The organism is Streptomyces albiaxialis (assembly GCF_039530985.1).
GTDB lineage: Bacteria > Actinomycetota > Actinomycetes > Streptomycetales > Streptomycetaceae > Streptomyces > Streptomyces albiaxialis.
This window is the reverse complement of the sequence record NZ_BAAAPE010000012.1, coordinates 235,090-258,944: the sequence shown is the minus strand read 5'-3', so window position 1 is coordinate 258,944 and position 23,855 is coordinate 235,090. Positions and strand designations below refer to the sequence as shown.

23 protein-coding genes and 1 tRNA gene are annotated in these 23,855 nt (G+C 71.0%); 14 read left to right on the top strand and 10 right to left on the bottom strand.

Annotation, left to right across the window (positions count from 1 at the left end; genetic code table 11):
• Positions 1–27: 27 nt before the first annotated feature.
• Positions 28–771, bottom strand: coding sequence for a DUF5324 family protein (locus ABD343_RS23475; protein WP_344531274.1), 744 nt, complete (start codon positions 769–771; stop codon positions 28–30).
• A gap of 212 nt (positions 772–983) precedes the next feature.
• On the opposite strand from ABD343_RS23475, the gene ABD343_RS23470 reads away from it, so the two are divergent.
• Together ABD343_RS23470 and ABD343_RS23465 are read left to right on the top strand one after the other, a co-directional pair.
• A complete protein-coding gene (locus tag ABD343_RS23470; protein ID WP_344531273.1) occupies positions 984–1,511 on the top strand; it encodes a peptidylprolyl isomerase in 528 nt (175 codons plus the stop codon).
• Between the two features lie 111 nt (positions 1,512–1,622).
• Positions 1,623–2,528: a rhomboid family intramembrane serine protease gene (locus ABD343_RS23465; protein WP_344531272.1), complete on the top strand. Its 906-nt coding sequence runs from the start codon at positions 1,623–1,625 to the stop codon at positions 2,526–2,528.
• A 236-nt stretch (positions 2,529–2,764) separates the two neighbouring features.
• On the opposite strand, the gene crgA is transcribed toward ABD343_RS23465, so the two are convergent.
• Complete coding sequence (crgA, locus tag ABD343_RS23460; protein ID WP_344531271.1) at positions 2,765–3,031, bottom strand: cell division protein CrgA; 267 nt, start codon at positions 3,029–3,031, stop codon at positions 2,765–2,767.
• A gap of 114 nt (positions 3,032–3,145) precedes the next feature.
• Between crgA and ABD343_RS23455 the strand changes: the two genes are divergently transcribed.
• The 6 genes from ABD343_RS23455 to ABD343_RS23430 are packed head-to-tail and all read left to right on the top strand — an operon-like array spanning position 3,146 to position 7,550.
• Positions 3,146–3,883 (top strand): DUF881 domain-containing protein, encoded by a 738-nt coding sequence (locus ABD343_RS23455; protein WP_344531270.1) that lies wholly within the window; start codon positions 3,146–3,148, stop codon positions 3,881–3,883.
• Positions 3,884–3,895: 12 nt separating this feature from the next.
• On the top strand, positions 3,896–4,597 hold the full coding sequence (locus ABD343_RS23450) for a class E sortase (protein ID WP_344531269.1): 702 nt from the start codon (positions 3,896–3,898) through the stop codon (positions 4,595–4,597).
• 45 nt (positions 4,598–4,642) lie between these two features.
• The gene (locus tag ABD343_RS23445; protein WP_344531268.1) at positions 4,643–4,804 is read left to right on the top strand and encodes a hypothetical protein; all 162 of its coding nucleotides are present in this window, start codon (positions 4,643–4,645) and stop codon (positions 4,802–4,804) included.
• A 5-nt stretch (positions 4,805–4,809) separates the two neighbouring features.
• The gene (locus ABD343_RS23440) at positions 4,810–5,463 is read left to right on the top strand and encodes an aminodeoxychorismate/anthranilate synthase component II (RefSeq protein WP_344531267.1); all 654 of its coding nucleotides are present in this window, start codon (positions 4,810–4,812) and stop codon (positions 5,461–5,463) included.
• Entirely contained in the window at positions 5,460–6,749 is a 1,290-nt protein-coding gene (locus tag ABD343_RS23435) for a class E sortase (RefSeq protein ID WP_344531266.1), read from the top strand. Before ABD343_RS23440 ends, ABD343_RS23435 begins: the two co-directional genes overlap by 4 nt.
• Before the next feature lie 48 nt (positions 6,750–6,797).
• The gene (locus ABD343_RS23430; protein ID WP_425578248.1) at positions 6,798–7,550 is read left to right on the top strand and encodes a class E sortase; all 753 of its coding nucleotides are present in this window, start codon (positions 6,798–6,800) and stop codon (positions 7,548–7,550) included.
• A 123-nt stretch (positions 7,551–7,673) separates the two neighbouring features.
• Here ABD343_RS23430 and pknB read toward each other — a convergent pair whose 3' ends face one another.
• The 6 genes from pknB to ABD343_RS23400 form a co-directional block, all read right to left on the bottom strand.
• Positions 7,674–9,692, bottom strand: a complete 2,019-nt coding sequence (pknB, locus tag ABD343_RS23425; RefSeq protein WP_344531265.1) for a Stk1 family PASTA domain-containing Ser/Thr kinase — start codon at positions 9,690–9,692, stop codon at positions 7,674–7,676.
• Between the two features lie 153 nt (positions 9,693–9,845).
• A complete protein-coding gene (locus ABD343_RS23420; protein ID WP_344531264.1) occupies positions 9,846–11,330 on the bottom strand; it encodes a peptidoglycan D,D-transpeptidase FtsI family protein in 1,485 nt (494 codons plus the stop codon).
• Entirely contained in the window at positions 11,327–12,736 is a 1,410-nt protein-coding gene (locus ABD343_RS23415; protein ID WP_344531263.1) for an FtsW/RodA/SpoVE family cell cycle protein, read from the bottom strand. Before ABD343_RS23415 ends, ABD343_RS23420 begins: the two co-directional genes overlap by 4 nt.
• A gap of 15 nt (positions 12,737–12,751) precedes the next feature.
• The gene (locus ABD343_RS23410) at positions 12,752–14,455 is read right to left on the bottom strand and encodes a Stp1/IreP family PP2C-type Ser/Thr phosphatase (protein ID WP_344531262.1); all 1,704 of its coding nucleotides are present in this window, start codon (positions 14,453–14,455) and stop codon (positions 12,752–12,754) included.
• Between the two features lie 21 nt (positions 14,456–14,476).
• Positions 14,477–14,992, bottom strand: a complete 516-nt coding sequence (locus tag ABD343_RS23405; RefSeq protein WP_344531261.1) for an FHA domain-containing protein FhaB/FipA — start codon at positions 14,990–14,992, stop codon at positions 14,477–14,479.
• 10 nt (positions 14,993–15,002) lie between these two features.
• Positions 15,003–15,875: an FHA domain-containing protein gene (locus ABD343_RS23400; RefSeq protein WP_344531260.1), complete on the bottom strand. Its 873-nt coding sequence runs from the start codon at positions 15,873–15,875 to the stop codon at positions 15,003–15,005.
• 331 nt (positions 15,876–16,206) lie between these two features.
• On the opposite strand from ABD343_RS23400, the gene ABD343_RS23395 reads away from it, so the two are divergent.
• A tRNA-Leu gene (locus ABD343_RS23395) sits at positions 16,207–16,293 on the top strand.
• A 555-nt stretch (positions 16,294–16,848) separates the two neighbouring features.
• Here ABD343_RS23395 and ABD343_RS23390 read toward each other — a convergent pair.
• Positions 16,849–17,475 (bottom strand): TetR/AcrR family transcriptional regulator, encoded by a 627-nt coding sequence (locus ABD343_RS23390; protein ID WP_344531259.1) that lies wholly within the window; start codon positions 17,473–17,475, stop codon positions 16,849–16,851.
• 125 nt (positions 17,476–17,600) lie between these two features.
• Between ABD343_RS23390 and ABD343_RS23385 the strand changes: the two genes are divergently transcribed.
• Entirely contained in the window at positions 17,601–19,841 is a 2,241-nt protein-coding gene (locus ABD343_RS23385; RefSeq protein WP_344531258.1) for an MMPL family transporter, read from the top strand.
• 16 nt (positions 19,842–19,857) lie between these two features.
• Here ABD343_RS23385 and ABD343_RS23380 read toward each other — a convergent pair whose 3' ends face one another.
• Positions 19,858–20,514 (bottom strand): FMN-dependent NADH-azoreductase, encoded by a 657-nt coding sequence (locus ABD343_RS23380; RefSeq protein WP_344531257.1) that lies wholly within the window; start codon positions 20,512–20,514, stop codon positions 19,858–19,860.
• Between the two features lie 109 nt (positions 20,515–20,623).
• Between ABD343_RS23380 and ABD343_RS23375 the strand changes: the two genes are divergently transcribed.
• Genes ABD343_RS23375 through ABD343_RS23360 form a run of 4 tightly spaced genes read left to right on the top strand, consistent with a single transcriptional unit; the run spans position 20,624 to position 23,792 of the window.
• Positions 20,624–21,013: a winged helix-turn-helix transcriptional regulator gene (locus tag ABD343_RS23375; protein WP_344531256.1), complete on the top strand. Its 390-nt coding sequence runs from the start codon at positions 20,624–20,626 to the stop codon at positions 21,011–21,013.
• 55 nt (positions 21,014–21,068) lie between these two features.
• Positions 21,069–22,511 (top strand): DUF2252 domain-containing protein, encoded by a 1,443-nt coding sequence (locus ABD343_RS23370; protein ID WP_344531255.1) that lies wholly within the window; start codon positions 21,069–21,071, stop codon positions 22,509–22,511.
• Positions 22,512–22,561: 50 nt separating this feature from the next.
• On the top strand, positions 22,562–23,425 hold the full coding sequence (locus ABD343_RS23365) for a J domain-containing protein (RefSeq protein WP_344531254.1): 864 nt from the start codon (positions 22,562–22,564) through the stop codon (positions 23,423–23,425).
• 25 nt (positions 23,426–23,450) lie between these two features.
• Positions 23,451–23,792 carry a rhodanese-like domain-containing protein gene (locus ABD343_RS23360; protein ID WP_344531253.1) on the top strand — a complete coding sequence of 114 codons (342 nt, stop codon included), beginning with the start codon at positions 23,451–23,453 and terminating at the stop codon, positions 23,790–23,792.
• The last annotated feature ends 63 nt before the right edge of the window (positions 23,793–23,855 follow it).

The window sequence follows — 23,855 nt, the reverse complement described above, 5'->3', positions numbered from 1 at the left end:
CCCCGTCTCGCACGGGCGGCTACGGCTCTACGGCTCGCGCCGCTCCTCGGACCCGGAGCCCTCGGCGCCCTCGGCGTCCGCGTCGGCCTGCTTGGCCCGCACCTCGGGGTCGAGCGCGTTCTCGGAGCCGTTCACCGTGGCGAGCGGCGTCCGGTCGCCGACCTCGGTCGCCGGCGGAGGCTCGACCAGCCAGTCCGGGTTCGCCTGCTTGTCCCACCAGCGCCACGCCGCGTACGCGGCGCCCGCCAGCGCGCCCGCCACGAACAGCCGCCGCACCGCGCGCCCCGTACGGGCACGGCGGTCGCGGCGCCGGGCGAGCTTCCTGATCTCCTGCGGGGTCACCTGGCCGCGCAGCGCGGCCATCGCGGCGGCCCCGCGCGCGGCGGCCTCCTCGCTCGCGGGCCCGGCCGCGGCGCGTGCCTCGGTGACGGCCTGCTCGATGCGCGGCCCGGCGTACCGGGCGGCCTGGCGGGCGGTACGGCGGGTGCGCAGCGCGGCACGCGTGGCGGCCTTGTCCACCTCGGCGGGCAGGGCCTCGCGGGCCTGCGCGACGCGCGGGCCGACGTAGTGCGTGTATCCCTCGCGCGCGGAATGACGGGCCTGCTGTGCGGCCTGGGAGACCTTGGGGCCCAGCCGCGCGCCCGCCTCCTGTGCATAGTGCACCGCCGTGTCCTTGGCGTTCCCGGCGTGCGGGGCCATCACCTCCGCGGCGTGGCGCACGCTCTGTTTCGCCGTGCCGGTGGCGGCGCGCACGCTGTCCATGCGGGTCACGGGTTCCTCCTCCTCGGTGGCTCGGGGTGCTCTCGCTCTCCGGGATGTAGGGAATAAGGAAAGACGAGAGTCGTTTTCCACCCGATTTGAAGATCATGCCTGGTTATGCCCTGTCCAGCATGCTACGGCCAGGCATATGGGTCAGCGCACTCCCCTCGACAGCGTCCGTGGGAGGATCGGGGGAGTCAATGCAGACAGATGGAAGGTAGATCGTGGCTGAGCAGCTCTACGCCACCCTGAAGACCAGCCAAGGCGACATCGAGGTACAGCTCTTCCCCAACCACGCGCCGAAGACGGTCAAGAACTTCGTCGAGCTCGCCGAGGGCTCCCGCGAGTGGACCCACCCGGCGACCGGCCAGAAGTCCTCGGACAAGCTGTACGACGGCACGGTCTTCCACCGGGTGATCAGCGGCTTCATGCTCCAGGGCGGCGACCCGCTGGGGAACGGCACCGGCGGCCCGGGGTACGAGTTCCAGGACGAGATCCACCCGGACCTCGCCTTCACCAAGCCGTACCTGCTGGCGATGGCGAACGCGGGCCCGGGCACCAACGGCTCGCAGTTCTTCATCACCGTCGCGCCCACGACCTGGCTGACCGGCAAGCACACCATCTTCGGCGAGGTCACCGACGAGGCCAGCAAGAAGGTCGTCGACGCGATCGGCGGCACCGCGACCAACCCGCGCACCGACCGTCCGCTGGAGGACGTGGTGATCGAGTCGGTCGTCATCGAGCGTCGCTGACCTCGACCGGGAACCCTGCCGTTCCTCCCGTCCGTAGGAGGGAGTGAGCGGCGGGGTTCCGCGCGTTCGCGCGGCGGACGCGCGTCTGTCACAGCAGAGGGGACGGGAGCCATGGAGCAGAGCGGGGGGCCGCGGGGCCCAGAGGGCAACGAGGAGGCGCGCGCGGCCGCGCACTGCTACCGCCATCCCGACCGCGAGGCCAACATCACCTGCACCCGGTGCGAGCGCCCGATCTGCCCCGAGTGCATGATCTCCGCCTCCGTCGGTTTCCAGTGCCCCGAGTGCGTCAAGGGCGGTTCGGGGACGGGACACGCGGCGGACGCGAATCAGCCCCGTACGCTCGCGGGCGGCAGCCTCGCGGCGGACCCCCGGCTGGTCACCAAGGTCCTGCTGGGGCTCAACGTCGCGGTGTTCGTCGCCGTGATGATCCAGGGCGACCGGCTGCTGGACGAGCTGCTGCTGTTCGGCCAGGCGGCCACCGAGCCGTACGGGCCGGTGGAGGGCGTCGCGGAGGGGCAGTGGTACCGGCTGCTGACCTCGATGTTCCTGCACCAGGAGATCTGGCACATCCTGATGAACATGCTGGGGCTGTGGTTCCTGGGCCCGCCGCTGGAGGCGGCGCTGGGCCGGGCCCGGTTCACCGGCCTGTACCTGCTGTCGGGTCTCGCGGGCAGCGCGCTCACGTACCTGGTGGCGGCGCCGCAGCAGGCCTCACTGGGCGCCTCGGGCGCGATCTTCGGCCTCTTCGGCGCCACGGCGGTGCTGATGCGCCGGATGCGCTACGACATGCGGCCGATCCTGGTCCTGCTGGCGATCAACCTGCTCTTCACGTTCACCTGGAGCAACATCTCCTGGGAGGCCCACGTCGGCGGGCTCGTCGCCGGCGCCGCGCTGGCCTACGCCCTGGTGCACGCGCCCCGCGAGAAGCGGACGCTCGTGCAGTACGGGGCGTTCGGGGCGATGCTCCTGGTGGTCGTGGTCCTGTGCGTGGTGCGGACGGCGCAGCTCACGGGATGAAGCGCTCCCCTGAGTTGTCCACAGCGTGCTCAGGATCTTGTGCATAGCGTAGGAGACCTGCGCTGGACTCGCTCAGGCGTCCGTTTTCCCTGGAAAGCGGGGGTGACCGGGCCTTCCGCGGCGGCTCGCCCGGTCACATCGGCGTCAACACCCGGAAAGTTATCCACAGATCTTGTGAGTTTTCCAAGGCTGTGGATCAGCCTGTGGATAACTCGCAGCCACGGGGCGCCCCGGGGCTACTTCCACTGGGTGGAGACCACGAACCCCGTCGCGATGAAGCCGAACCCGACCACGATGTTCCAGTTCCCCAGCGCGTCGATGGGGAGCGAACTGTCCGTGACGTAGAACACCACGATCCAGGCCAGGCCGATGCCGAACATGGCGAGCATCAGCGGAGCCACCCAGCGACGGCCGCCGCTGCCGCGGCCGAGGTCGATCTGGGTCGCCTTCTTCTCCGGCGGGGGCGAGAAGTCGTCCTTCTTGCGGATCCGTGACTTCGGCACGAGAGACTCTCCTGTCGATGCGCTTCGTGACCGCGCGGGGGGCTCGGGGACCTGTGGCGTTGCGGTGGTCCGTTAGCGTAGTGCTTCCCCGGCGCTGAGGGAGACAAGGGTACGGTGACCAGATCGCTCTTCCGGCCCGCGCGGCTGGCCGCACTCGGGGTGTTCGCCCTGGCCGGACTCATCTTCTGGGTCAGCTTCAACACCGCGCAAGGGACGAACATCCGCAGTGACGATTCGATGCTGCGCCTTTCCGACCTCATCCAGGAGCGCAGCCGCAAGAACGAGGCCCTCGACAGCTCGGCCGCCTCGCTCCGCCGCCAGGTCGACGGGCTCGCGCAGCGCGACGACGGCAGCACCTCGGCGCAGAAGCGCGAACTCGGGGACCTGGAGAAGGCTGCGGGCACCCGCAAGGTCTCCGGCTCCGGGCTGAGCGTCACGCTCGACGACGCCCCGACCAACGCGACGGCCAAGGTCCCCGGGCTCCCCGACCCCGAGCCCAACGACCTCGTCATCCACCAGCAGGACCTCCAGGCCGTGGTCAACGCCCTGTGGAAGGGCGGCGCCAAGGGCATCAAGATCATGGACCAGCGGCTGATCTCGACCAGCGCCGTGCGCTGCGTCGGCAACACCCTGATCCTCCAGGGCCGGGTCTACTCCCCGCCGTACAAGGTCACCGCCGTGGGCGACCCCGGCAAGCTCCGCGAGACGCTCGACTCGGCGCCCGCGATCAAGAACTACATGGAGTACGTCGACGCCTACGGCCTCGGCTGGAAAGTCGACGAGCACAAGGCGGTGACTCTTCCCGGCTACTCCGGCACAGTGGATCTCCAGCACGCCAAGCCCCTGGAGTGAGCGAGTGCGGTAGTGACGTTACGAGCGGTCGTCCGAAGCGTCAGCGAACTGTGCATCACCATCGGTGTCCTGATCGTCCTGTTCGTCGTGTATCTCCTCTACTGGACGGGGATACGCGCCGACAACGCCTCGGACGGCGAGATCGAACGCCTCCAGGACCGCTGGTCCCAGGCCCCGCCCGAAAGGCCCGAGGACGCCGCGAACGCCGCATCGGGGACCCGTGCGTACGAGGACGGCAAGTCCTTCGCCGTGATGTACATCCCGCGCTTCGGCCGCGACTGGTCCCGCCCCGTCCTCCAGAACACCGCCGAGGGCACCCTGCGCAAGGGCCTCGGCCACTATCCGCGCACCTCCCGCCTCGGGGAGAAGGGCAACTTCGCGGTCGCCGGGCACCGGCGCACGTACGGCGACCCGTTCAAGGACTTCCCGGCGCTGCGGCCCGGCGATCCGGTCGTGGTGACCGACGGCCGCACCTGGTACACGTACACCGTCACGCGGCGCCCGTACCGCACGCTGCCCAGCGACACCGGCGTCCTCGACGCGACCCCGAAGCCGCTCGACCCGGCCGCCGCGCCCTTCCGCGAGCCCGGTCGTTACCTCACTCTTACGACCTGTGATCCAGAGTGGGGAAGCAGCCACCGGCTCATCGCCTGGGCGCGCCTGGACGCCACCCGTCCGGCCGCCGAGGGGAAGCCGGACGCGCTGCGCCGGTGACGCCGTAGTCTGGGACGGGACAGAGAGAAAGGACGGCACCGAGGGATGTACGGCTGGATCTGGCGGCATCTGCCGGGCAACGCGTTCGTGCGTGCGCTGATTTCGCTGGTGCTGGTGGCCGGGGTCGTCTTCCTCCTGTTCCAGTACGTGTTCCCGTGGGCGGAGCCGCTGCTGCCGTTCAACAACGTCACCGTGGACGGAGCCTGAAGGCCATGACCGCGCGCATCCTGGTCGTCGACAACTACGACAGCTTCGTCTTCAACCTCGTCCAGTACCTCTACCAACTCGGCGCCGAGTGCGAGGTCGTCCGCAACGACGAGGTCGAACTCCGGCACGCCGACGAGGGCTTCGACGGCGTCCTCCTCTCGCCCGGCCCCGGCACCCCCGAGCAGGCCGGTGTCTGCGTCGAGATGGTCCGGCACTGCGCGGCGCGCGGCCTGCCCGTCTTCGGGGTCTGCCTGGGGATGCAGTCGATGGCCGTGGCCTACGGCGGAGTGGTCGAACGCGCCCCCGAGCTGCTGCACGGCAAGACGTCGTCCGTCACCCACGAGGGCGCCGGGGTCTTCGCCGGGCTGCCCTCCCCCTTCACCGCGACCCGTTACCACTCCCTCGCCGTCCGCCCGGACACCGTGCCGGACGAGCTGGCCGTGACCGCCCGGACGGAGGGCGGCCTGGTGATGGGCGTCCGCCACCGGGAACTGGCCGTCGAGGGCGTCCAGTTCCACCCCGAGTCCGTGCTCACCGAGTGGGGCCACCGGATGCTGGCGAACTGGCTGATCGAGTGCGGGGACGCCGGCGCGATGGACCGCTCCGGACATCTCACGGGGGTCGCGCGGGCGGTCGGTCTGGGGACGGTCACGGGGTGACGCCCGTGCGCCCGGAGAACGAGGGTGCGTACGGGGATCCTTACGGCGAGCCTTACGGAGGCGACCCGTACGGAGCGGATCCGTATCGCGTCCCCGACGGCACCGGGCAGTACGATCCGTACCGCGCGGTCGTCGACGGCCTCCACGACCCCCTCACGGACCCGCTGCCGGGCCAGCAGCAGTACGAGCAGCCGTACGACCGGCCGCAGCAGTACGCGCAGCCGCAGCAGCCGCAACAGCCCTCGTACGAGCAGCCCCAGCAGTACCAGCAACCCCGGTACGAGCAGCCCCAGCAGTACGAGCAGCCGCAGCAGGCCTCGTACGAGCAGCCGCTGCAGTACGCGCCGCCCCAGTGGTACGAGCCGCCGTACGAGCCGTATCAGGCGCCGCCCGAGCCCGACCGGCGGACGATGGGGCTGCGGCAGCCCCGCGCGGAGGAACTGGCCCAGCGGCAGCAACAGCGGCAGCGGCATCGGCAGGCGCCCGTACCGCCGTCCCACGCCGAGGCCCCCCACGTCGAGCGGCCCTCCGGGCCCACGCGGCTGGAGCGGCTGCGGGCCGAGCGCGCGAAGAAGCCGGGGCCGGGGATCATAGCCAGCCGGTTCATCGGCGAGGTCTTCATCACGTTCGGCGTGCTGATGCTCCTCTTCGTGGCGTACCAGCTCTGGTGGACGAACATCCGTGCGGGCCAGCAGGCCGGTGGCGCGGCCTCGGACCTCCAGGAGCAGTGGGACGACGGGAGCGGGAAGGGGAAGGCCGCCAAGAAGGGGCCCGACCCGGCGCACAAGGCGGGCGCCTTCGAGCCGGGCGAGGGCTTCGCGATCATCCACATCCCGAAGATCGGCATCAAGGCCCCGATCGCCGAGGGTGTCTCCAAGAGCGACGTGCTCGACAAGGGCATGGTCGGGCACTACGGCGAGAAGCCCCTGAAGACGGCGATGCCCTGGGACAAGAAGGGCAACTTCTCGCTGGCCGCCCACCGCAACACCCACGGCGAACCGTTCCGCTACATCAACAAGCTGGAGGCCGGCGACGTGGTCGTGGTCGAGACCCAGAGCACGTACTACACGTACAAGGTCACCCGGCAGCTCCCCTCCACCTCCCCGTCCAATACGAGCGTGATCGACCCGGTTCCGGCACAGTCGGGCTTCCGCAAGCCGGGGCGCTACGTCACGCTGACCACCTGTACCCCGGAGTTCACGTCGAAGTACCGTCTGATCGTCTGGGGCAAAATGATGGACGAGCGTCCGCGCGACAAGGGGAAACCGGACGCTCTCGTCGACTGACCGAAGGCCGGTCGGCGGCTGGACGGCAGCGGAGACGGGCGGTACGCGGTGACAGGGACCAGGCAGGACGAGCGGGCCTCGGTACCTGCGGACGGCGATCCCACCCCCGGGACGGAGGGGTCGGGACGGGGCAGGAGCCGGACGGCGGTGGCCGTCGGGATCTTCGGCGAGCTGCTCATCACGGCCGGGCTCGTGCTGGCCCTCTTCGTGGTCTACTCACTGTGGTGGACGAACGTGCTCGCGGACCGCGAGGCGAAGCGCGAGGGCGACAAGGTCCGGGACCACTGGGCGCAGGACCGCGGCCCCGGCGGGCTCGACACCAAGGACGGCATCGGCTTCCTGCACGTCCCGTCGATGACCTCGGACGACATCCTGGTGAAGAAGGGCACGGACCCCAAGGAGCTGAACCAGGGCATCGCGGGCTATTACACCGACCCCGTGAAGTCGGCCCTCCCCCAGGACCAGTCAGGCAACTTCTCGCTGGCCGCGCACCGCGACGGGCACGGCGCCAAGTTCCACAACATCGACAAGATCGACAAGGGTGACCCGGTCGTCTTCGAGACGAAGAACACCTGGTTCGTCTACAAGGTCTACGCGATCCTGCCGCAGACCTCGAAGTACAACGTGGACGTCCTGGACGACGTCCCGAAGGAGTCCGGCAAGAAGAAGGCCGGCCGCTACATCACGCTCACGACCTGCACCCCGGTCTACACCTCGCGCTACCGGTACGTCGTCTGGGGCGAGCTGGTGCGCACCGCCGACGTGGACAGCGACCGCAAGCCGCCGAAGGAACTGCGCTAGCGGCCCACCGGACCAGGGCCCGGACCCGGACCGGGACCAGGGCCCGGACCCGGACACGGACACGACGAAGCCCCCGGCGCGGACCCGCGCCGGGGGCTTCGTCATGCCTGGGTCCGGGCGGGGTCAGTGGCCCCAGCCGCCGTGGCCGCCGCCGATGAGGCCGCCGTCGTCGCCGCCGTCCCCTCCGCCGTCGCCCTCGTCGGGACCGGCCGGGCGGGTGACGATGTCGACCTTGTCGCCCTTCTTGCCCTCGCTGTTGGCGCCCGGGTTGGTCGAGACGACGATCGCCTCGTCCTCCTGCGGGCCCACGATGTTGCCGACGGCGAACCCGGCGTCCTCCACCGCGCCCTTCGCGTCACCCAGCTTCTGGTTCGTGACGTCGGGGATGGTCGCGGGCTCGTCGTCGGGGGCCTTGGCCACGGTCAGCGTGACCTCGGTGCCCTCGGTGTGCTTGGTATTGGCCTCGGGGCTCATGCTCAGCACCGTGTCCGCCGGCTTGGAGCCGTCGTCCTTCTCCTCCTTGGCCACCTTGAAGCCCTCGCCGACCAGCAGCGTCTCGGCCTCGGCGTAGCTCTTGCCGACGACGTCGGGTACCACCGGGCGGTTCTCGGCGGCCACCGTGAGGGTGACGGTCGAGCCCTTGGGCGCCTTCTCGTCGCCGTCCGGCGACTGGTCGACGACCGTGCCCGCGTCCTGGGACGAGGACTCCTGGCGCTTCTTGGTGACCTTGAAGCCGGCCTCGCTCAGCTCCTGCTTGGCGTCGGCGAAGACCTTGCCCTTGACGTCGGGCACGTTGCGGGGCGCCGCGTCCTTGGAGCCCTTCGACATCAGGAGGGTGACGGTGCTGTCCCGGTCGACCTCCTGGCCCGCGGCGGGATCGGTCCGGCAGACCGTGCCCTTCTTCTTCTCGCAGAAGACACTCTTGCCCTCGGTCCCCTTGAGGCTGGAGTTCCGCATCTGCTCCTTGGCCTCGGAGAGCGAGAGACCCGCCACATTCGGCACCTCGGGCTTGTCCGCGGGGTTGGAGAGCAGGGCCTTGCCCACGAAGATCGCGCCGACGAGCACCAGGATCAGGGCGAGGATCAGCAGGATCGTCGAGACGCGGCTCTTCTTCGGAGCCCCCCGGCGCCCGCCGCGCGGCTCGTCGTAATAGCCGCCGTCCTCGGCGCGCATCGGCGGCAGCATCGAGGTCTGCGGGTCCTGCGGGCGCAGCGCCGCGGTGGGCTGGTCCTCGGGATAGCCGCCGTACCCGACCGCGCCCATCGCGGCGGTGGCGGCGACGGGCTGGCCGTCGAGGCACGCCTCGATGTCGGCGCGCATCTCGTCGGCCGACTGATAGCGGTAGTCCGGGTCCTTGACCAGGGCCTTCATCACGATCGCGTCCATCTCGGGCGTGATCTCGGGATCGAAGGCGCTCGGCGGCTGGGGCTCCTCCCGGACGTGCTGGTACGCGACGGCGACCGGGGAGTCGCCGACGAACGGCGGCCGTACGGTCAGCAGCTCGTACAGCAGGCAGCCCGTGGAGTAGAGGTCGGAGCGGGAGTCGACGGTCTCGCCCTTGGCCTGCTCGGGCGAGAGGTACTGGGCGGTGCCGATCACGGCCGAGGTCTGCGTCATGGTCATGCCGGAGTCGCCCATGGCACGGGCGATGCCGAAGTCCATCACCTTGACCTGGCCGTTGCGCGTCAGCATGACGTTCGCGGGCTTGATGTCGCGGTGGACGATGCCGTTGCGGTGGCTGTACTCCAGCGCCTGGAGGATGCCGACGCACATCTCCATGGCCCGCTCGGGCAGCAGCTTGCGTCCGGAGTGCAGCAGCTCACGGAGCGTGGAGCCGTCGACGTACTCCATCACGATGTACGGGATGGAGACGCCGGGGTTGCCGGGGGTGTCCTCGACCATGTCCTCGCCGGTGTCGTACACGGCGACGATGGCGGGGTGGTTCAGCGAGGCGGCCGACTGGGCCTCGCGGCGGAAGCGGGCCTGGAACGACGGGTCGCGGGCGAGGTCGACGCGGAGCGTCTTCACCGCGACCGTACGGCCCAGCCGGGTGTCCTGGGCGAGATAGACCTCGGCCATGCCTCCCCGGCCGAGCACCGAGCCCAGCTCGTACCGGCCGCCGAGGCGACGCGGCTCTTCCATAGTCTCCAGCCCTCTCCGGTCTTCCGTGCCGCGGCGCGTGGTGAACGTCCGGGCTACGACACGGCGGTGTGCTGCTCGGCATACGGTACCCGCCGTCCCGACGGGCCTGGTGCGGCCGTGGTGACGGGAGTCACCCCCGCGGTCGTACGTGCGTCACTGCTTTCCGTCGAGGACGGCCTCCATCACGGCCTTCGCGACGGGCGCCGCCAGCTTGCCGCCCGCGATGTCGCTGCGGAGTGTGTCGGAACTCTCCACCACGACAGCGACGGCGACCGGTGAGCCGTCACCGTCCTTCGCGTAGGAGATGAACCAGGCGTACGGGTTGTCCTTGTTGTTCTCGCCGTGCTGCGCGGTACCGGTCTTGCCGCCCACCGTGACGCCCGGGATCTGGCCCGGCTTGCCGGTGCCCTCCTTGACGACGGTCTCCATGCCCTCCTGGAGCTTCTGCGCGTTCTCCGGGGAGACGGCCTGGCTCAGCTCCTTGGGCTTGGTCTGCTCGACGACGTTGAGGTTGGGCGCGACGAGCTGGTCGACCATGTACGGCTTCATGAGCTTGCCGTCGTTGGCGATCGCGGAGGTGACCATGGCCATCTGGAGCGGGGTGGCGCGGTTGGAGGCCTGGCCGATGCCCGCCTGGGCGTTCTGCGGGCGGTTGTCCTTGGGGTAGATGCTCTGCGCCGGGCGGACCGGGGTGTCCTGCGAGTCGTCGTCCAGGTCGCGGTTGAAGCCGAACTTCTCGGCCTGCTCCATCATCGCCTCGTTGCCGAGCTTGTCGCTCATCTTCGCGAAGACGGTGTTGCACGACCACTGGAGCGCGACCCGGACGGAGGCGTCCTTGCAGAGGGCGTCGTTCCCCTCGTTGGGCAGCTCCGTGGTGCTCTGGGGCAGCCTGTACGGGACCTCCGAGTCGGTCTTGCCGTCGAGGTCGTAGTCCCCGCTCTCGAGTCCCGCCGCCGCGGTGACGACCTTGAACGTCGAACCGGGCGGGTAGGTCTGGCGCAGCGCCCGGTTGAGGGTCGGGTCGTCCTTGTTGTTCTTCTTCTGCAGCGCGTTGTACGCCTTGCTGTCGTCCTCGCTCATCCCGGCGAAGACGGAGGGGTCGTACGAGGGCTTGTTGGCGAGGGCGAGGATCGCTCCGGTCTTCGGGTTGATCGCCGCGACGGCGCCCTTCTTGTCACCGAGCGCGTCGTAGGCCGCCTTCTGCGCCTTGGCGTTCAGCGTCGTGACGACGTTGCCGCCCTTCTGCTGCTTGCCGGTGAGCATGTCGATGGTGCGGTTGAAGAAGAGCCGGTCGTCGTTGCCGGTGAGGATCGGGTCGTAGAGCTTCTCGAGCTGGTTCGCGCCGAACGCCTGCGAGGCGTACCCCGTTATGGGCGACCAGAGCTTGCCGTTCTTGTACGTCCGCTTGTACTTGAAGTCGACGATCTTGCCCTTGACCTCGGTCGAGCCCGTGACGGACTTGCCGTCGACGATGATGTTGCCCCGCGGCTGGGAGTAGCGCTCGATGGCGACCCGGCGGTTCTTCGGGTGCTCCTTCAGCTCGTCGGCCTTGACGAACTGGATCCAGTTGTCGCGGATCAGCAGGGCCAGGGTGAGCAGACCGCAGAAGATCGCGATACGGCGCAGCGGCTTGTTCACGAGGGACGCACCACCTGGGTCATCTCGGCGTCGGGTGAGGGGGCTGGTTGGGGCGCGGGGCGCCTGGCCGTGTCGCTGATCTTCAACAGGATCGCGACGAGGGCCCAGTTCGCGACCACCGACGAACCACCTTGCGCGATGAACGGCATCGTCATACCGGTCAGCGGGATGAGGCCCATCACACCGCCCGCGACGATGAAGACCTGGAGGCCGAACGCGGAGGCGAGGCCGACGGACAGGAGCTTGCCGAACGGGTCACGGGCGGCGAGCGCCGTACGGATGCCGCGCTCGACGATCAGTCCGTACAGCAGCAGGATCGCCATCACGCCGCACAGGCCCAGCTCTTCGCCGACCGTGCCGAAGATGTAGTCGCTCTTGGCGGCGAAGCCGATGAGGCGGGAGTAGCCCTGGCCGAGGCCCGAGCCGAGCGTCCCGCCGGAGCCGAAGGCCCACAGCGCCTGCATCGGCTGCTCGGAGCCGTCCTCGAAGGCCTGCATCGGGTCGAGCCAGTCGTTGACACGGCTCTGGACGTGCGGTTCGAAGCTGGCGACGGCCACGGCGCCGACCACGGACATCGTGAGGCCGAAGACGATCCAGCTCGTGCGTTCCGTCGCGACGTAGAGCATCACGACGAAGAGGCCGAAGAAGAGCAGCGAGGTGCCCAGGTCGGTCTCGAAGACGAGGATCATCAGGCTGATCGCCCAGACCGCGATGATCGGGCCCAGGTCGCGGCCGCGCGGGAGGTACATGCCCATGAAGCGGCGCGAGGCGAGCGCGAGCGCGTCCCGCTTGACCATGAGATAGCCCGCGAAGAACACCGCGAGGATGATCTTCGCGAACTCACCCGGCTGGAGCGAGCCGACACCGGGGATCGTGATCCAGATCTTGGCGCCGTTCTTGGCCGGGAAAAAGATCGGGGCCGCCAGCAGGACCAGCGCCACGGCCATGGAGATGTAGGTGTAGCGCTGGAGGATGCGGTGGTCCTTGAGGAAGACCAGCACCATCACGAAGAGGGCCACGGCGAGCGTGGACCACATGAGCTGGGTGGGCGCCGCCGGGCCGCCCGTCGCGTCGGTGGTGACCGCGGGCTCCTGGTCGAGCCGCCAGATCAGCACCAGGCCCAGCCCGTTGAGGAGGGTGGCGATGGGCAGCATCAGCGGGTCGGCGTACGGCGCCCAGCGGCGTACGACCAGGTGCGCGACGCCCGCCAGCAGGCCGAGGCCGAGGCCGTACCCGGCCATGCCGGCCGGGAGGGAATCCTCCTTGGCCAGGCCGACGTTGGCGTAGGCGAAGACCGGGATCAGCACCGCGAAGACGAGCATCGCCAGCTCGGTGTTGCGGCGGCTCGGCAGGCCGCCGGAGGACACCGTCGTATTGCTGCCGGTGTTGGTGAGATTGCTGCTCATGCCTGCTGCTGCCCCCTACGGCGCGGTGCACTGCTTGGCGAGCTCCTGCTGTTTCTCCGTGAGCCGGGGGCCGGGTGACGGAGAGCCGGAGCTGTCGCTCGCGCGCGTGCTGTCGTGGTTGGAGCCGGACGTGAGGGCCGCGGTGAACGTCATCTGGGTCGCGGTACCGGTCCCGGTGCCCGCGCTGCTGTTCGTGCCGGTGCCCTGTCCGTCGCTCTGCCTGCCCGCGTCCCCGGGCTTGTTCTGCTCTTCCCTGCTCGTCACGTCGTCTTCGCTGCGCTTCTCGCCCTTGTCGCCCTTGCCGGGCTTCTCCGGCTTCTTGGGCTGCTGCTTCTGCTCCGCGACGATCTTGCAGACCTCGGCCTGGGCGCCCAGCTCCTTGATCTTGTCCTCGGCCTCGCCCTTGCTGTTGAGCGCGATGGTCTCCTGGACCTGCTTGCGCTGGAACAGCGGAAGGTACTTGAGTTCGATCTCGGGGCGGTCCTGGTACACGTCGTTCAGCTTGACGCCCGCCAGTTCCTGGCTGATGCCCCGGTAGAGCGCGACGTGCTCGTCGTTGGCCCCCACGTAGTACTGCTTCTGGGTCCACGCGTAGCCGCCGTAGAGCCCGCCGCCGACCACGGCCAGGGCCACCGCGATCCACAGGGAACGTTTGACCCAGCGGCGCTTGCCGCCGGGTTTGGTGAAGTCCTCGTCGGTGTACGGCCCGAAGGCGCCCGCCGGTGACGCCATGCCCGGGTCGCTGCCGGGCGGGCCGAAGCCCTCCGGGGCGCCCCCCTCGGGCCCGTGCTGCGGCGGCACGCCCTGGGCCGCGCCTCTGCCCAGCTCCGCGGCGCGCGCCGCGGGAGTGCGCAGGGTGCCCGGGTCGCCGCCCAGCGGCTGCTGGGTCTCGGCGACGGCGCCGACGATCACCGGGGTGTCGTTGAGCTGCCCGGCGAGGGCGTCGTCGTGCTCGACGTCGAGGACGTCGGCGACGATGCAGGTGATGTTGTCGGGCCCGCCGCCGCGCAGCGCGAGCTGGATCAGCTCCTGCACGGTCTCCTGCGGCCCGTGGTAGCTGGCGAGCGTGTCCTCCAGCGTCTGCTGCGAGACGACGCCCGAGAGCCCGTCCGAGCACAGCAGGTAGCGGTCGCCCGCGCGGACCTCGCGGATGGACAGGTCGGGCTCGACGTGGTCCCCGCTGCCCAGCGCACGCATCAGCAGCGAGCGCTGCGGGTGCGTGGTGGCCTCTTCCTCGGTGATCCGGCCCTCGTCCACCAGCCGCTGCACCCAGGTGTGGTCCTGGGTGATCTGCGTGAGCTGCCCGTCGCGCAGCAGGTACGCGCGGGAGTCGCCGACGTGCACGAGGCCGAGCCGCTGGCCCGTCCACAGCAGCGCGGTGAGCGTCGTGCCCATGCCTTCGAGCTGCGGGTCCTCCTCGACCATCATCCGGAGCTGGTCGTTCGCGCGCTGCACGGCGGTGCCGAGGGAGGTGAGGATGTCGGAGCCCGGGATGTCCTCGTCCAACTGGACCATCGTGGAGATCACCTCGGACGAGGCGACCTCTCCGGCGGCCTGGCCGCCCATGCCGTCGGCGACCGCGAGCAGCCGTGGACCGGCGTAGCCCGAGTCCTCGTTGTGCTCGCGGATCATGCCGTCGTGTGATCCGGCGGCAAAGCGCAGTGACAGGCTCATGCGCACCTCGCCCGTCGGCTCCGGGTACATCCGCACGGTGCCCACCCTCCGGTCGTCATGTCGGTACTACTTCCGCAGCTCGATGACCGTCTTGCCGATACGGATCGGCGCTCCGGGCGGGATCGGCGTCGGTGTGGTGAGCCGGGTCCTGTCGAGATACGTGCCGTTGGTCGACCCGAGGTCCTCGACGATCCACTGGCCGTCACGGTCCGGATAGATCCTGGCATGCCTGCTGGACGCGTAGTCGTCGTCCAGCACGATCGTGGAATCGTGCGCGCGGCCGAGAGTGATCGTCTGGCCCTGGAGGGCGACGGTCGTCCCGGTCAGCGAGCCCTCGGAGACCACGAGCTTGGTGGGCGCGTTGCGCCCGCCGCCGCGCTGGCGACGGCGGTCCTGCTGGGGCCGCTGCTGCTGCTGCGCCTGGCGCTGCTGCGGGCGCTGGCCCTCCGCGCGGCGCGCGGCGCGCTGGGTCACGCGGGTGCCGAACAGATCACTCCTGATGACCTGGACGGACACGATGACGAACAGCCACAGTACGGCCAGAAACCCCAACCGCATGACCGTGAGGGTCAGCTCTGACATTGCCCCCGCTTCACCCTTCGGCTTGCCGGTAAATGATCGTGGTGCTGCCCACGACAACGCGTGAGCCGTCGCGGAGCGTAGCGCGCGTGGTGTGCTGTCCGTCTACCACGATTCCGTTTGTGGAGCCCAGATCCTGGATCGAGGCGGGATTTCCGGCCCGGATCTCGCAGTGGCGGCGCGAGACTCCGGGGTCGTCGATACGGACGTCGGCCTCGGTGCTGCGCCCCAGGACCAGGGTGGGCCCGGAGATCTGGTGCCGTGTGCCGTTGATCTCGATCCAGCGCCGCGTCTGGGCGCCCGGCAGCGGACCGCCCGCGCCGGGAGCGTACGCCGGCGGGGCGGAGGGGGCCGCGGGTGCGGAGGGAGGACGGGGAGGGTAGCCGCCCACCGTCGGGCCCGCTCCGGGCGCGGGCGCGCCTCCGGGCCCCGGAGGGGGGCCACCGGGGCCGGCGGGAGCGCCGGGGCCTCCCGGGCCGCCGGGCCCGCCGCGCTGCGGTGCCTGCGAGGTGCTGGACGCGAGGGTGCGGCTGCGCACGCGGTAGAGCCCCGTGTCGAGGTCCTCCGCCTTCTCCAGGTGGACCTTGATGGGGCCCATGAAGGTGTAGCGCTGCTGCTTCGCGTAGTCGCGGACCATGCCCGAGAGTTCGTCGCCGAGCTGGCCCGAGTAGGGGCTCAGGCGCTCGTAGTCGGGAGCGCTCAGCTCGACGATGAAGTCGTTGGGCACGACCGTCCGCTCACGGTTCCAGATAGTGGCGTTGTTGTCGCATTCGCGTTGGAGGGCGCCCGCGATCTCCACGGGCTGCACTTCGGACTTGAACACCTTCGCGAAGGTGCCGTTGACGAGACCTTCGAGTCGCTGCTCGAAGCGCTTCAGAACTCCCACGGTGCACCTCCTTCCCAGATGCCCTCGGACCTAGTGCGTCCGCGGTGCGTCTCCCAGTGTCCCCCGGGCGCGCGCAGGCCGCGTCTGCGGTACTGCTTACTGATCGTATCCACGCGCGGGGAAAACGACTGGTTCCCTGCTGGGGCCCTGTGCCCAAGTGTTGCCCCTCACAGTGCCCCGGACCACGCTCCACACCCTCGCATGGATCGTAGGGGCGCTGTGTCGAGTGTCTCTCAGGGCCTTCGAATACGGATGTGAGTCCACCCCCGCCACCGTGCTAATCTTCTGGATGTCGGCAGGCGCCCGCACAGGGACCTCCGACTCACCCAATGCGCGGGTGGCGGAATAGGCAGACGCGCTGGATTCAGGTTCCAGTGTCCGAAAGGACGTGGGGGTTCAACTCCCCCCTCGCGCACCACAGAGAAGCCCCTCCGAGCAGCGGAAACGCTGACCGGAGGGGCTTTTCTCGTTCCCGTCCCCGGCCTCCCCCCGGTGGTCACGGAGCGCGTCCGCCGTGCGACGTTCCGCCGCGGCGGTGCCCAACGTCGCCGGGCGGCGCGGGAGTTCCCCGCGACGGACGGGAGCGAACCGGAAGCGCCGCGTGAGCGATCCGGACGGCACGGACGGAGACCCGCACGGGGCACGGACGGGACACGGACGGAGGCCGTCCGGTGACGGGCGGTACGGGTCGGGCGGCGGTGGTCCCCGGCCACCTTCGTGGCCGGAAACCGGCGTCCCCGCCGCCCCGTCCACCGTCCCGTACCGGCGGACGCGGAGGAGACGGTCGTCACGGTGCCGGAGGAGGAGCCGCCGCTTTCCGTACGAACGGGGCGTCCCGGCGTCCGGAGCCGCGCGCCGGCCCCGCCCTCAAGTGCCGTACGGGGCCGGGTCGTTCACGGGCGCGCGGGCCCCGGCGGTGCGTCAACGGAACGTGATGTCAAGCATTCGTCATCCCGGCCGTCTGTCCTGCCGCTCAGTCGCCCTCGCCCTCGCCGACGCCCGCGAGCCGCAGTACGGCCGTCACCAGGCGGTTCAGGTCGTCGCCGGCCGTGCCGTCGGTCTCGTCCGTGCCGTCGGACATCAGCAGGTAGCGCTGCTCGATCCCGTCCAGGCCCGACAGGAAGAAACGGGCGATGACCAGCGGGTCCTCGGCCGGAGTGCGGCCCGAGCGCGCGGCCGTCTCGGTGAGCAGCGAGGCCGCCGTCTCCTCCATGCTCCGCTGGAAGTCCCGCAGCACCTCGCGCAGCTCCGGTGAGCGCAGCGCGTACGTGGACAGCTCGGTGTGCAGCAGGCTGCGCTGCGGCTGCTCGCGCATGCCCTCCCACAGTGCTCCCGCCATCCGCCTGATCGACCGCTCGAAGGTGTCGTCGGGGCGGGCCGCGCCGCGCACCCGTTCGACGAGTTCGCAGGTCATGTGCTCGATGACGGCGCGGTAGAGGTCCTGCTTGGAGCCGAAGACGTAGTGCACCGTCGCCTGCGCCACGCCCAGTTCCGCGGCGATGGCGCGGGTGCTCCCGGCCTCGACGCCCTCGCGGGCCATGAGGTCGATCGCGGCCTGGACGAGCTGGGGGCGCCGCTCGGCGGCGGAGATGTGGGCCATGGGGCCAGGGTAGCGACATGGGCGTACGACCTTGTCGCTTGACTTGGTCACTCGACTAAGTCGTGTTTACAGTGACGGGGATCCGTTCCGCGCACCTTTGGCACATCCGTACGGAGGCGTCCCTCATGGCCACTGCCCTCTACCGACTGGCCCGCTGGTGCCACCGCCGCCGCACGGCCGTGCTCGCCCTCTGGCTCGCCCTGCTCCTCGCCCTCGGCGGTACGGCAGCGGCGTTCGCGGGTCAGACCAGCGACGAGTTCCGGGTCCCCGGCACGGAGGCGCAGCGGACCCTGGACCGCATCCAGGACGAGCTGCCCGCGTACGCGCACGCCTCCGGCCAGGTCGTTTTCGACGCGGGGAAGGGGGAGTCCCTGGCCACGCCGAAGGGCCGCGCGGCGATCGGCGAGGCCGTACGGGAGATCGGGAAGGCCGACGGGGTCAGTTCGGTCGCCGAGCCGTTCGGGGCGAAGACCGTCTCGCGCGACGGGAGGATCGCGCTCGCGCAGGTCGTCTTCGACACCGAGACCGCCGACCTCGGCGACGGGCCCAAGGACGCCGTGCGCGACGCGGCGGAGGGGCCCGCGCGGGACGCCGGGCTGGACGTCGCGTTCGGGGGCGACGCCTACACGCCCGCCGTGCAGGTCGACGGGGGCGAGGCGATCGGGGTGGCCGTCGCGGTCGTCGTGCTGCTGATCACGTTCGGCTCGCTGATCGCGGCCGGGCTGCCGATCGCCACCGCGTTCATCGGCGTCGGGGCCGGCATGGCGGGGCTGATGGCCCTCACGGGCCCGTTCGAGATCATCTCGACCGCGCCCGTGCTCGCCCTGATGATCGGCATGGCCGTCGGCATCGACTACGCGCTGTTCATCGTCTCCCGCCACCGGCAGAACCTCGCCGAGGGCATGGAGCCCGGCGAGGCCGCGGCACGCGCCAACGGCACGGCGGGCAGCGCCGTCGTCTTCGCGGGCGCCACGGTCGTCGTCGCGCTCGCCGGGCTCGCGGTGGCCGGGGTGCCGTTCCTCACGGTGATGGGCCTCGCGGCGGCGGGCGCCGTCGTCGTGGCCGTACTGGTCGCGGTCACGCTCGTCCCGGCGCTGCTGGGGTACGCGGGGCGCCGGCTGACCCCCAAGGCCCGTAAGGCCCCGAAGGCCCCGACGAAGCGGAAGAGCGGTGACCCCATGGGCACGCGCTGGGCGCGGTTCGTCACGCGGCGGCCCGTGCTCGTCCTGCTCGCGTGCCTGGTCGGCGTCGGCGTGCTGGCCGTACCGGCGAAGGACCTGCGGCTGGGGCTGCCGGGCGCGGGCTCGCACGCGGCGGACAGCGGGCCGCGGCAGGCGTACGACCTGGTCAGCGAGGGTTTCGGGGAGGGCGTCAACGGCCCGCTCGTCGTCGTCCTGGACACGAAGGGCACGAAGGACACGAAGGACACGAAGGGCGCCGAACGGCCCGAGCGCGCGGTCGGCGGCTTCGCGCGCGAGGTCAAGGAGCTGCCGGGGGTCGCGGCCGTGCTGCCGCCGTCGTTCGACAGGGGCGGCAGTCTCGCGGCCGTTCCCGTGATCCCCGAGAAGGGGCCCGACGCGAAGGCCACCGCCGATCTGGTCGACGAGCTGCGCGACCAGCGCGGCAAGGCCCGCGCCGCCGGGATGGAGCTGGACGTCACCGGCACCACGGCAGCCAACATCGACGTCTCACGGAAGCTGGGCGCCGCGCTGCCGCCGTTCCTGCTGGTGATCGTGGGGATCTCGCTGCTGCTGCTCGGTGTCGCGTTCCGCTCGGTGCTCGTGCCGCTCAAGGCGGTCGTCGGCTTCCTGCTGAGCGTCGCCGCCTCGCTGGGCGCGGTCGTCGCCGTCTACCAGTGGGGCTGGCTGAACGAGCTGATCCCCGTCGCCCGCACCGGGCCCGTGGTCGGCTTCCTGCCGATCCTGCTCATCGGCGTGCTGTTCGGGCTGGCGATGGACTACCAGCTCTTCCTGGTCTCCCGGATGAAGGAGGAACGGGCCCACGGCGCGGCCCCGCGCGAGGCCGTCGTGACGGGCTTCGGCAACGGGGCCCGGGTGGTGACGGCCGCCGCGCTGATCATGATCTCGGTCTTCGGGAGCTTCGCCTTCGGCCACGACCCGATCGTGCAGCCCATCGGCTTCGCGCTCGCAGTCGGCGTGATCATCGACGCCTTCCTCGTACGGATGGCCCTCGTGCCCGCCGTGATGGCGCTGCTGGGCCGTGCCGCGTGGTGGTTCCCGGGGTGGCTCGCGCGGATCGTGCCGCACATGGACATGGAGGGGGAACGGCTCGCGGCCCCGGAGCACAGGGCTCCGGGGCCGGAGAAGGGGGAGGCCGGGGCGAGCCGGGCGTCCGTACGGGGCTGACGCCCCGGGCGTACGGTCAGGCCGCGAAGGCCGCCGCGAGGGTCTTGCCGCGGGTCGCGGCCTCCTCGTGGGCGCGGGCGCGGGACTCGCGGGCCACGTCCACCAGGTGCGCCATGGCCGGGTTGCCCTCCGCGAGGGTCAGCTCGGGGACGACGAAGTGGACGTCGAGGCCGAAGCCGCCTTCGCCCAGGACCTTGGACAGGTACGTCTGCACGAACTCGAAGCTCTCGCGCGGGGTGCCCGGCCCGTAGCCGCCGCCACGGCTGGCGATGACGGTGGTGGGCTTGCCCTGGGCGCTGGGGGTCTCGGTGCCGGTGGTGCGGCCCATGATGATGACGTGGTCCAGCCACGCCTTCAGCGTGGAGGGAATGGTGAAGTTGTACATCGGGGCGCCGATGAGCACGGCGTCGGCCTGCTCCAGCTCCGTGGCGAGCTCGTGCCGCAGGCGGAAGGCCTCGGCCTGCTCGGGGGTGTGCTGCTCGGGGGCGATGAAGCCCGCGACGGCGGCGAGGCCGCCCAGGTGCGGCAGCGGGTTCGCGGCCAGGTCGCGGTGGATCACGGTGCCGTCCGGATGCTGCTCCTCCCACTCCTTGCGGAAGGACGCCGCGACGTCGCGCGAGACAGAACCTTCCGGTCCGTAGAGGGACGAATCGACGTGCAGCAGCGTGGCCATGAGGGGGCTCCTTCATGTTCGTAAGGAGGGGAAGTTTCTTACTCAACTATTGATAACACAGGTACTTACTTTTTTGCATCCCCTTGCGTCGGCGCAGTACGCTGAGGCCATGACAGAGCTTCGGGAACGGCCTCATGAGCGCTCTCCTGGACATGCCTGCGCGGAGCCCGAGCACGGGATCACCCGCGTCTTCCATCTGCTGGGCAAGCGCTGGACCGGCCTGATCCTCGCCGCCCTGATGAACGGGCCCGGGCACTTCGCCGAGCTGCGCCGCTCGGTGCCCGGCATCAGCGAGCGGATGCTCTCCGACCGGCTGACCGAGCTGGCCGCGCTCGGCCTGGTGACGCGCACCGTCGAGGAGGGCCCGCCGCTGCGGGTGAGCTACGGGCTCACGGACGCGGGGTACGCGCTGCGGCCCGCGATGGTCGAGCTGACCCGCTGGGCCGACGGCCACCTGCCGGAGACGGGTGCCGCCTGCCCGAAGGAGTTCCAGGGCTGAGCGTCCTGGTGTCCGGCCCCGGTGCGTTCGCCGGGGCACGCACGAGGGGGGATAGATGAATTCTACACGTATTCCGGCGGTCGAGGGTTTCGCCGCCTGGCCGCGCACCGACTCGCCCAAGCGCGCCGGGAAGGCGCTGCGCGAGCGGGTGCCGCGCGCCGAGCACGCCCGCTTCACGCCCGCCGACCGGCGCCCCGACCCCGTCGACGCCGTCCGCGCCTCCAACGAGGGGCGGCTGCCCGCGCTCACCCCGATCCGGGTCGGGCGGATGGCCGCCACCCCGTTCGCGTTCCTGCGCGGCGCCGCCGGACTGATGGCGTACGACCTCGCGCACGGCACCCCCGCCACCGGCCTCGCCGCGCAGCTCTGCGGCGACGCGCACGCCGCGAACTTCGGCCTCTACGGCGACGCCCGCGGCGGCCTGGTCATCGACCTCAACGACTTCGACGAGACCGCCACGGGCCCCTGGGAGTGGGACCTCAAGCGGCTCGCCGCCTCCCAGGTGCTCGCCGGGCGCGAGGCCGGGGCCGACGAGGACACCTGCCGCGCCGCCGCGCGCGACGCCGCCGGGGCCTACCGGCGCACCATGCGGCTGCTGGCGAAGATGCCGGTCGCCGAGGCGTGGAACGCGATCGCCGACGAGGAACTCGTCTCCCACACCCACGCCCGCGACCTCCTCGGCACCCTGGAGCGGGTCAGCGAGAAGGCCCGGCGCAACACCAGCGCCCGCTTCGCCGCCAAGGCCACCGAGGAGCGTGCCGACGGCGGACGGGCGTTCGTGGACGCGCCGCCCGTGCTGCGCCGGGTGCCGGACGCGGAGGCCGCGGCGGTCGCCGCCTCGCTCGGCGGTCCCGGCGGCTATCTGGACACGCTGCCCGACGACCGGCTGCCGCTGCTGGCCCGCTTCTCCGTGCAGGACGTGGCGTTCCGCGTCGTCGGCACCGGCAGCGTCGGCGCGCGCTCGTACGTGGTGCTGCTCCTCGACCACCGGGGCGAGCCGCTCGTCCTCCAGGTCAAGGAGGCCCGCGCCTCCGCACTGCTGCCGCACCTGGTGGATGCCGGGTTCCCGCAGCAGCCGGTCGCGCACGAGGGGCGGCGCGTGGTGCGCGGCCAGAAGCGCATGCAGGTCGTCTCCGACGTGCTGCTCGGCTGGACGACGGTGGACGGGGCGGACGGGCCGGAGGGGGTGGACGGGCCGGGCGGCTCGCGGCCGTACCAGGTACGGCAGTTCCGCAACCGCAAGGGCAGCGTCGACCCCGCCGCGCTGGCCGCCGACCAGATCGACGACTACGCCCGCATGACCGGCGCCCTCCTGGCCCGCGCCCACTCGCACAGCGCCGACCCGCGCGCCCTCGCCGGGTACGGCGGGAAGGGGGAGGAGCTGGACGAGGCGGTCGCCGCGTTCGCCGTCGCCTACGCGGACCGTACGGAGGCGGACCACGGGGCGCTCGTGCAGGCCGTGCGCGCCGGACGGATCCCCGCCGAGCTGGGTGTGTGAGCCGAGAGCTGATGTGAGGGGCGGGGGCCGCAGGCCGTAGGGTGGATGCGATGAACGCCACCTCTGACGCGGCCCCCGGTAACGAGACCCCCGGCAGCGCGGCTTCCGGCAGCGGGGCCTCCGGGAGCGAGGCTTCCGGGAGCGAGCGGCTGGAGAAGGCGGTGCGGGCCGCCGAGGCCGCGCTGATCGAGTACGAGATCGCGGTCGAGACGTTCCGCATCGAGGTCGAGAACTTCTCCCGCCTCCACCACCAGCGCCTCGGCCCCATGTACACGCGGCTCGACGAACTCGACGCGCAGATCGCCGAGGCCGTCGCCGCCCGTACGGGCGACCCCGAGGACATCCGCCGGGCCCAGGAGGCCCGCGGCCTGGTGCTGCCGATGCCGCAGGTCGAGGAGTTGTTCGGCGGCTGGATCGACTCCGCCGGCATGCCGCCCGAGGCGCAGGCGATGCTGAACGAGCAGCCGGTGAGCCCTCCCGCCCGCGTGCGCCCGAGCGAGGAGGCCCGCAAGGCCTACCGCGAGCTGGTCCGCAAGGCCCACCCCGACCTGGCGCAGGACGACGCCGAGCGCGAGCGCCGCGAGTCCTTCATGGCCCGCGTCAACAAGGCGTACGCCGACGGCGAGCTGGAGACGCTCACCGCCCTCGCCGAGGAGTGGGAGGCCGGGCCGCTGCCGGAGCCGGTCGCCGAACTCCTGCGCAGCGAGGAGCTGTACGCGCGCCTGGAGTGGCTCGCGCGCCGCAAGGAGATGCTCGCCGCGCGCGCCGCCGAGCTGGAGGAGAGCGCCATAGGCGCCATGCTGCGCATGGCGCCCGACGACCCGGACAAGCTGCTGGACGAGATCGCCGAGGAACTGCTCGGCAAGGTGGCCGAACGCGAGCGGGAGCTCGCGCGGCTGACAGAGGCGAAGTGAGCAGAGGCGAAGTGAGGCTGGACTCTTGAATTCCCTTCAGGTACCCGTGGTCGACGCTGCCTCGGTCCCCGCGGACGGGCTGCTGCTGGACGTCCGGGAGGACGACGAGTGGGCGGCGGGGCGCGCCGAGGGCGCGCTGCACATCCCCATGAGCGACTTCGTCGCGCGCATGGGCGAGCTGATGGAGCGCGCGGAGAACGGCGACCGTGTCTACGTCGTCTGCCGGGTCGGCGGACGGTCGGCCCAGGTCGCCGCGTATCTGCTCCAGCAGGGCGTGGACGCGGTGAACGTGGACGGCGGCATGATCGCCTGGGAGCGGGCGGGGCGTCCGCTGGTCGGTGACACGGATTCGCCCTCCGTCGTCTAGGCCCCGTCCTGCCCCTTGCCGTGCCTTGCCGGGTGCGGCTTCACGGTGGTTGCGCGCGCAGTT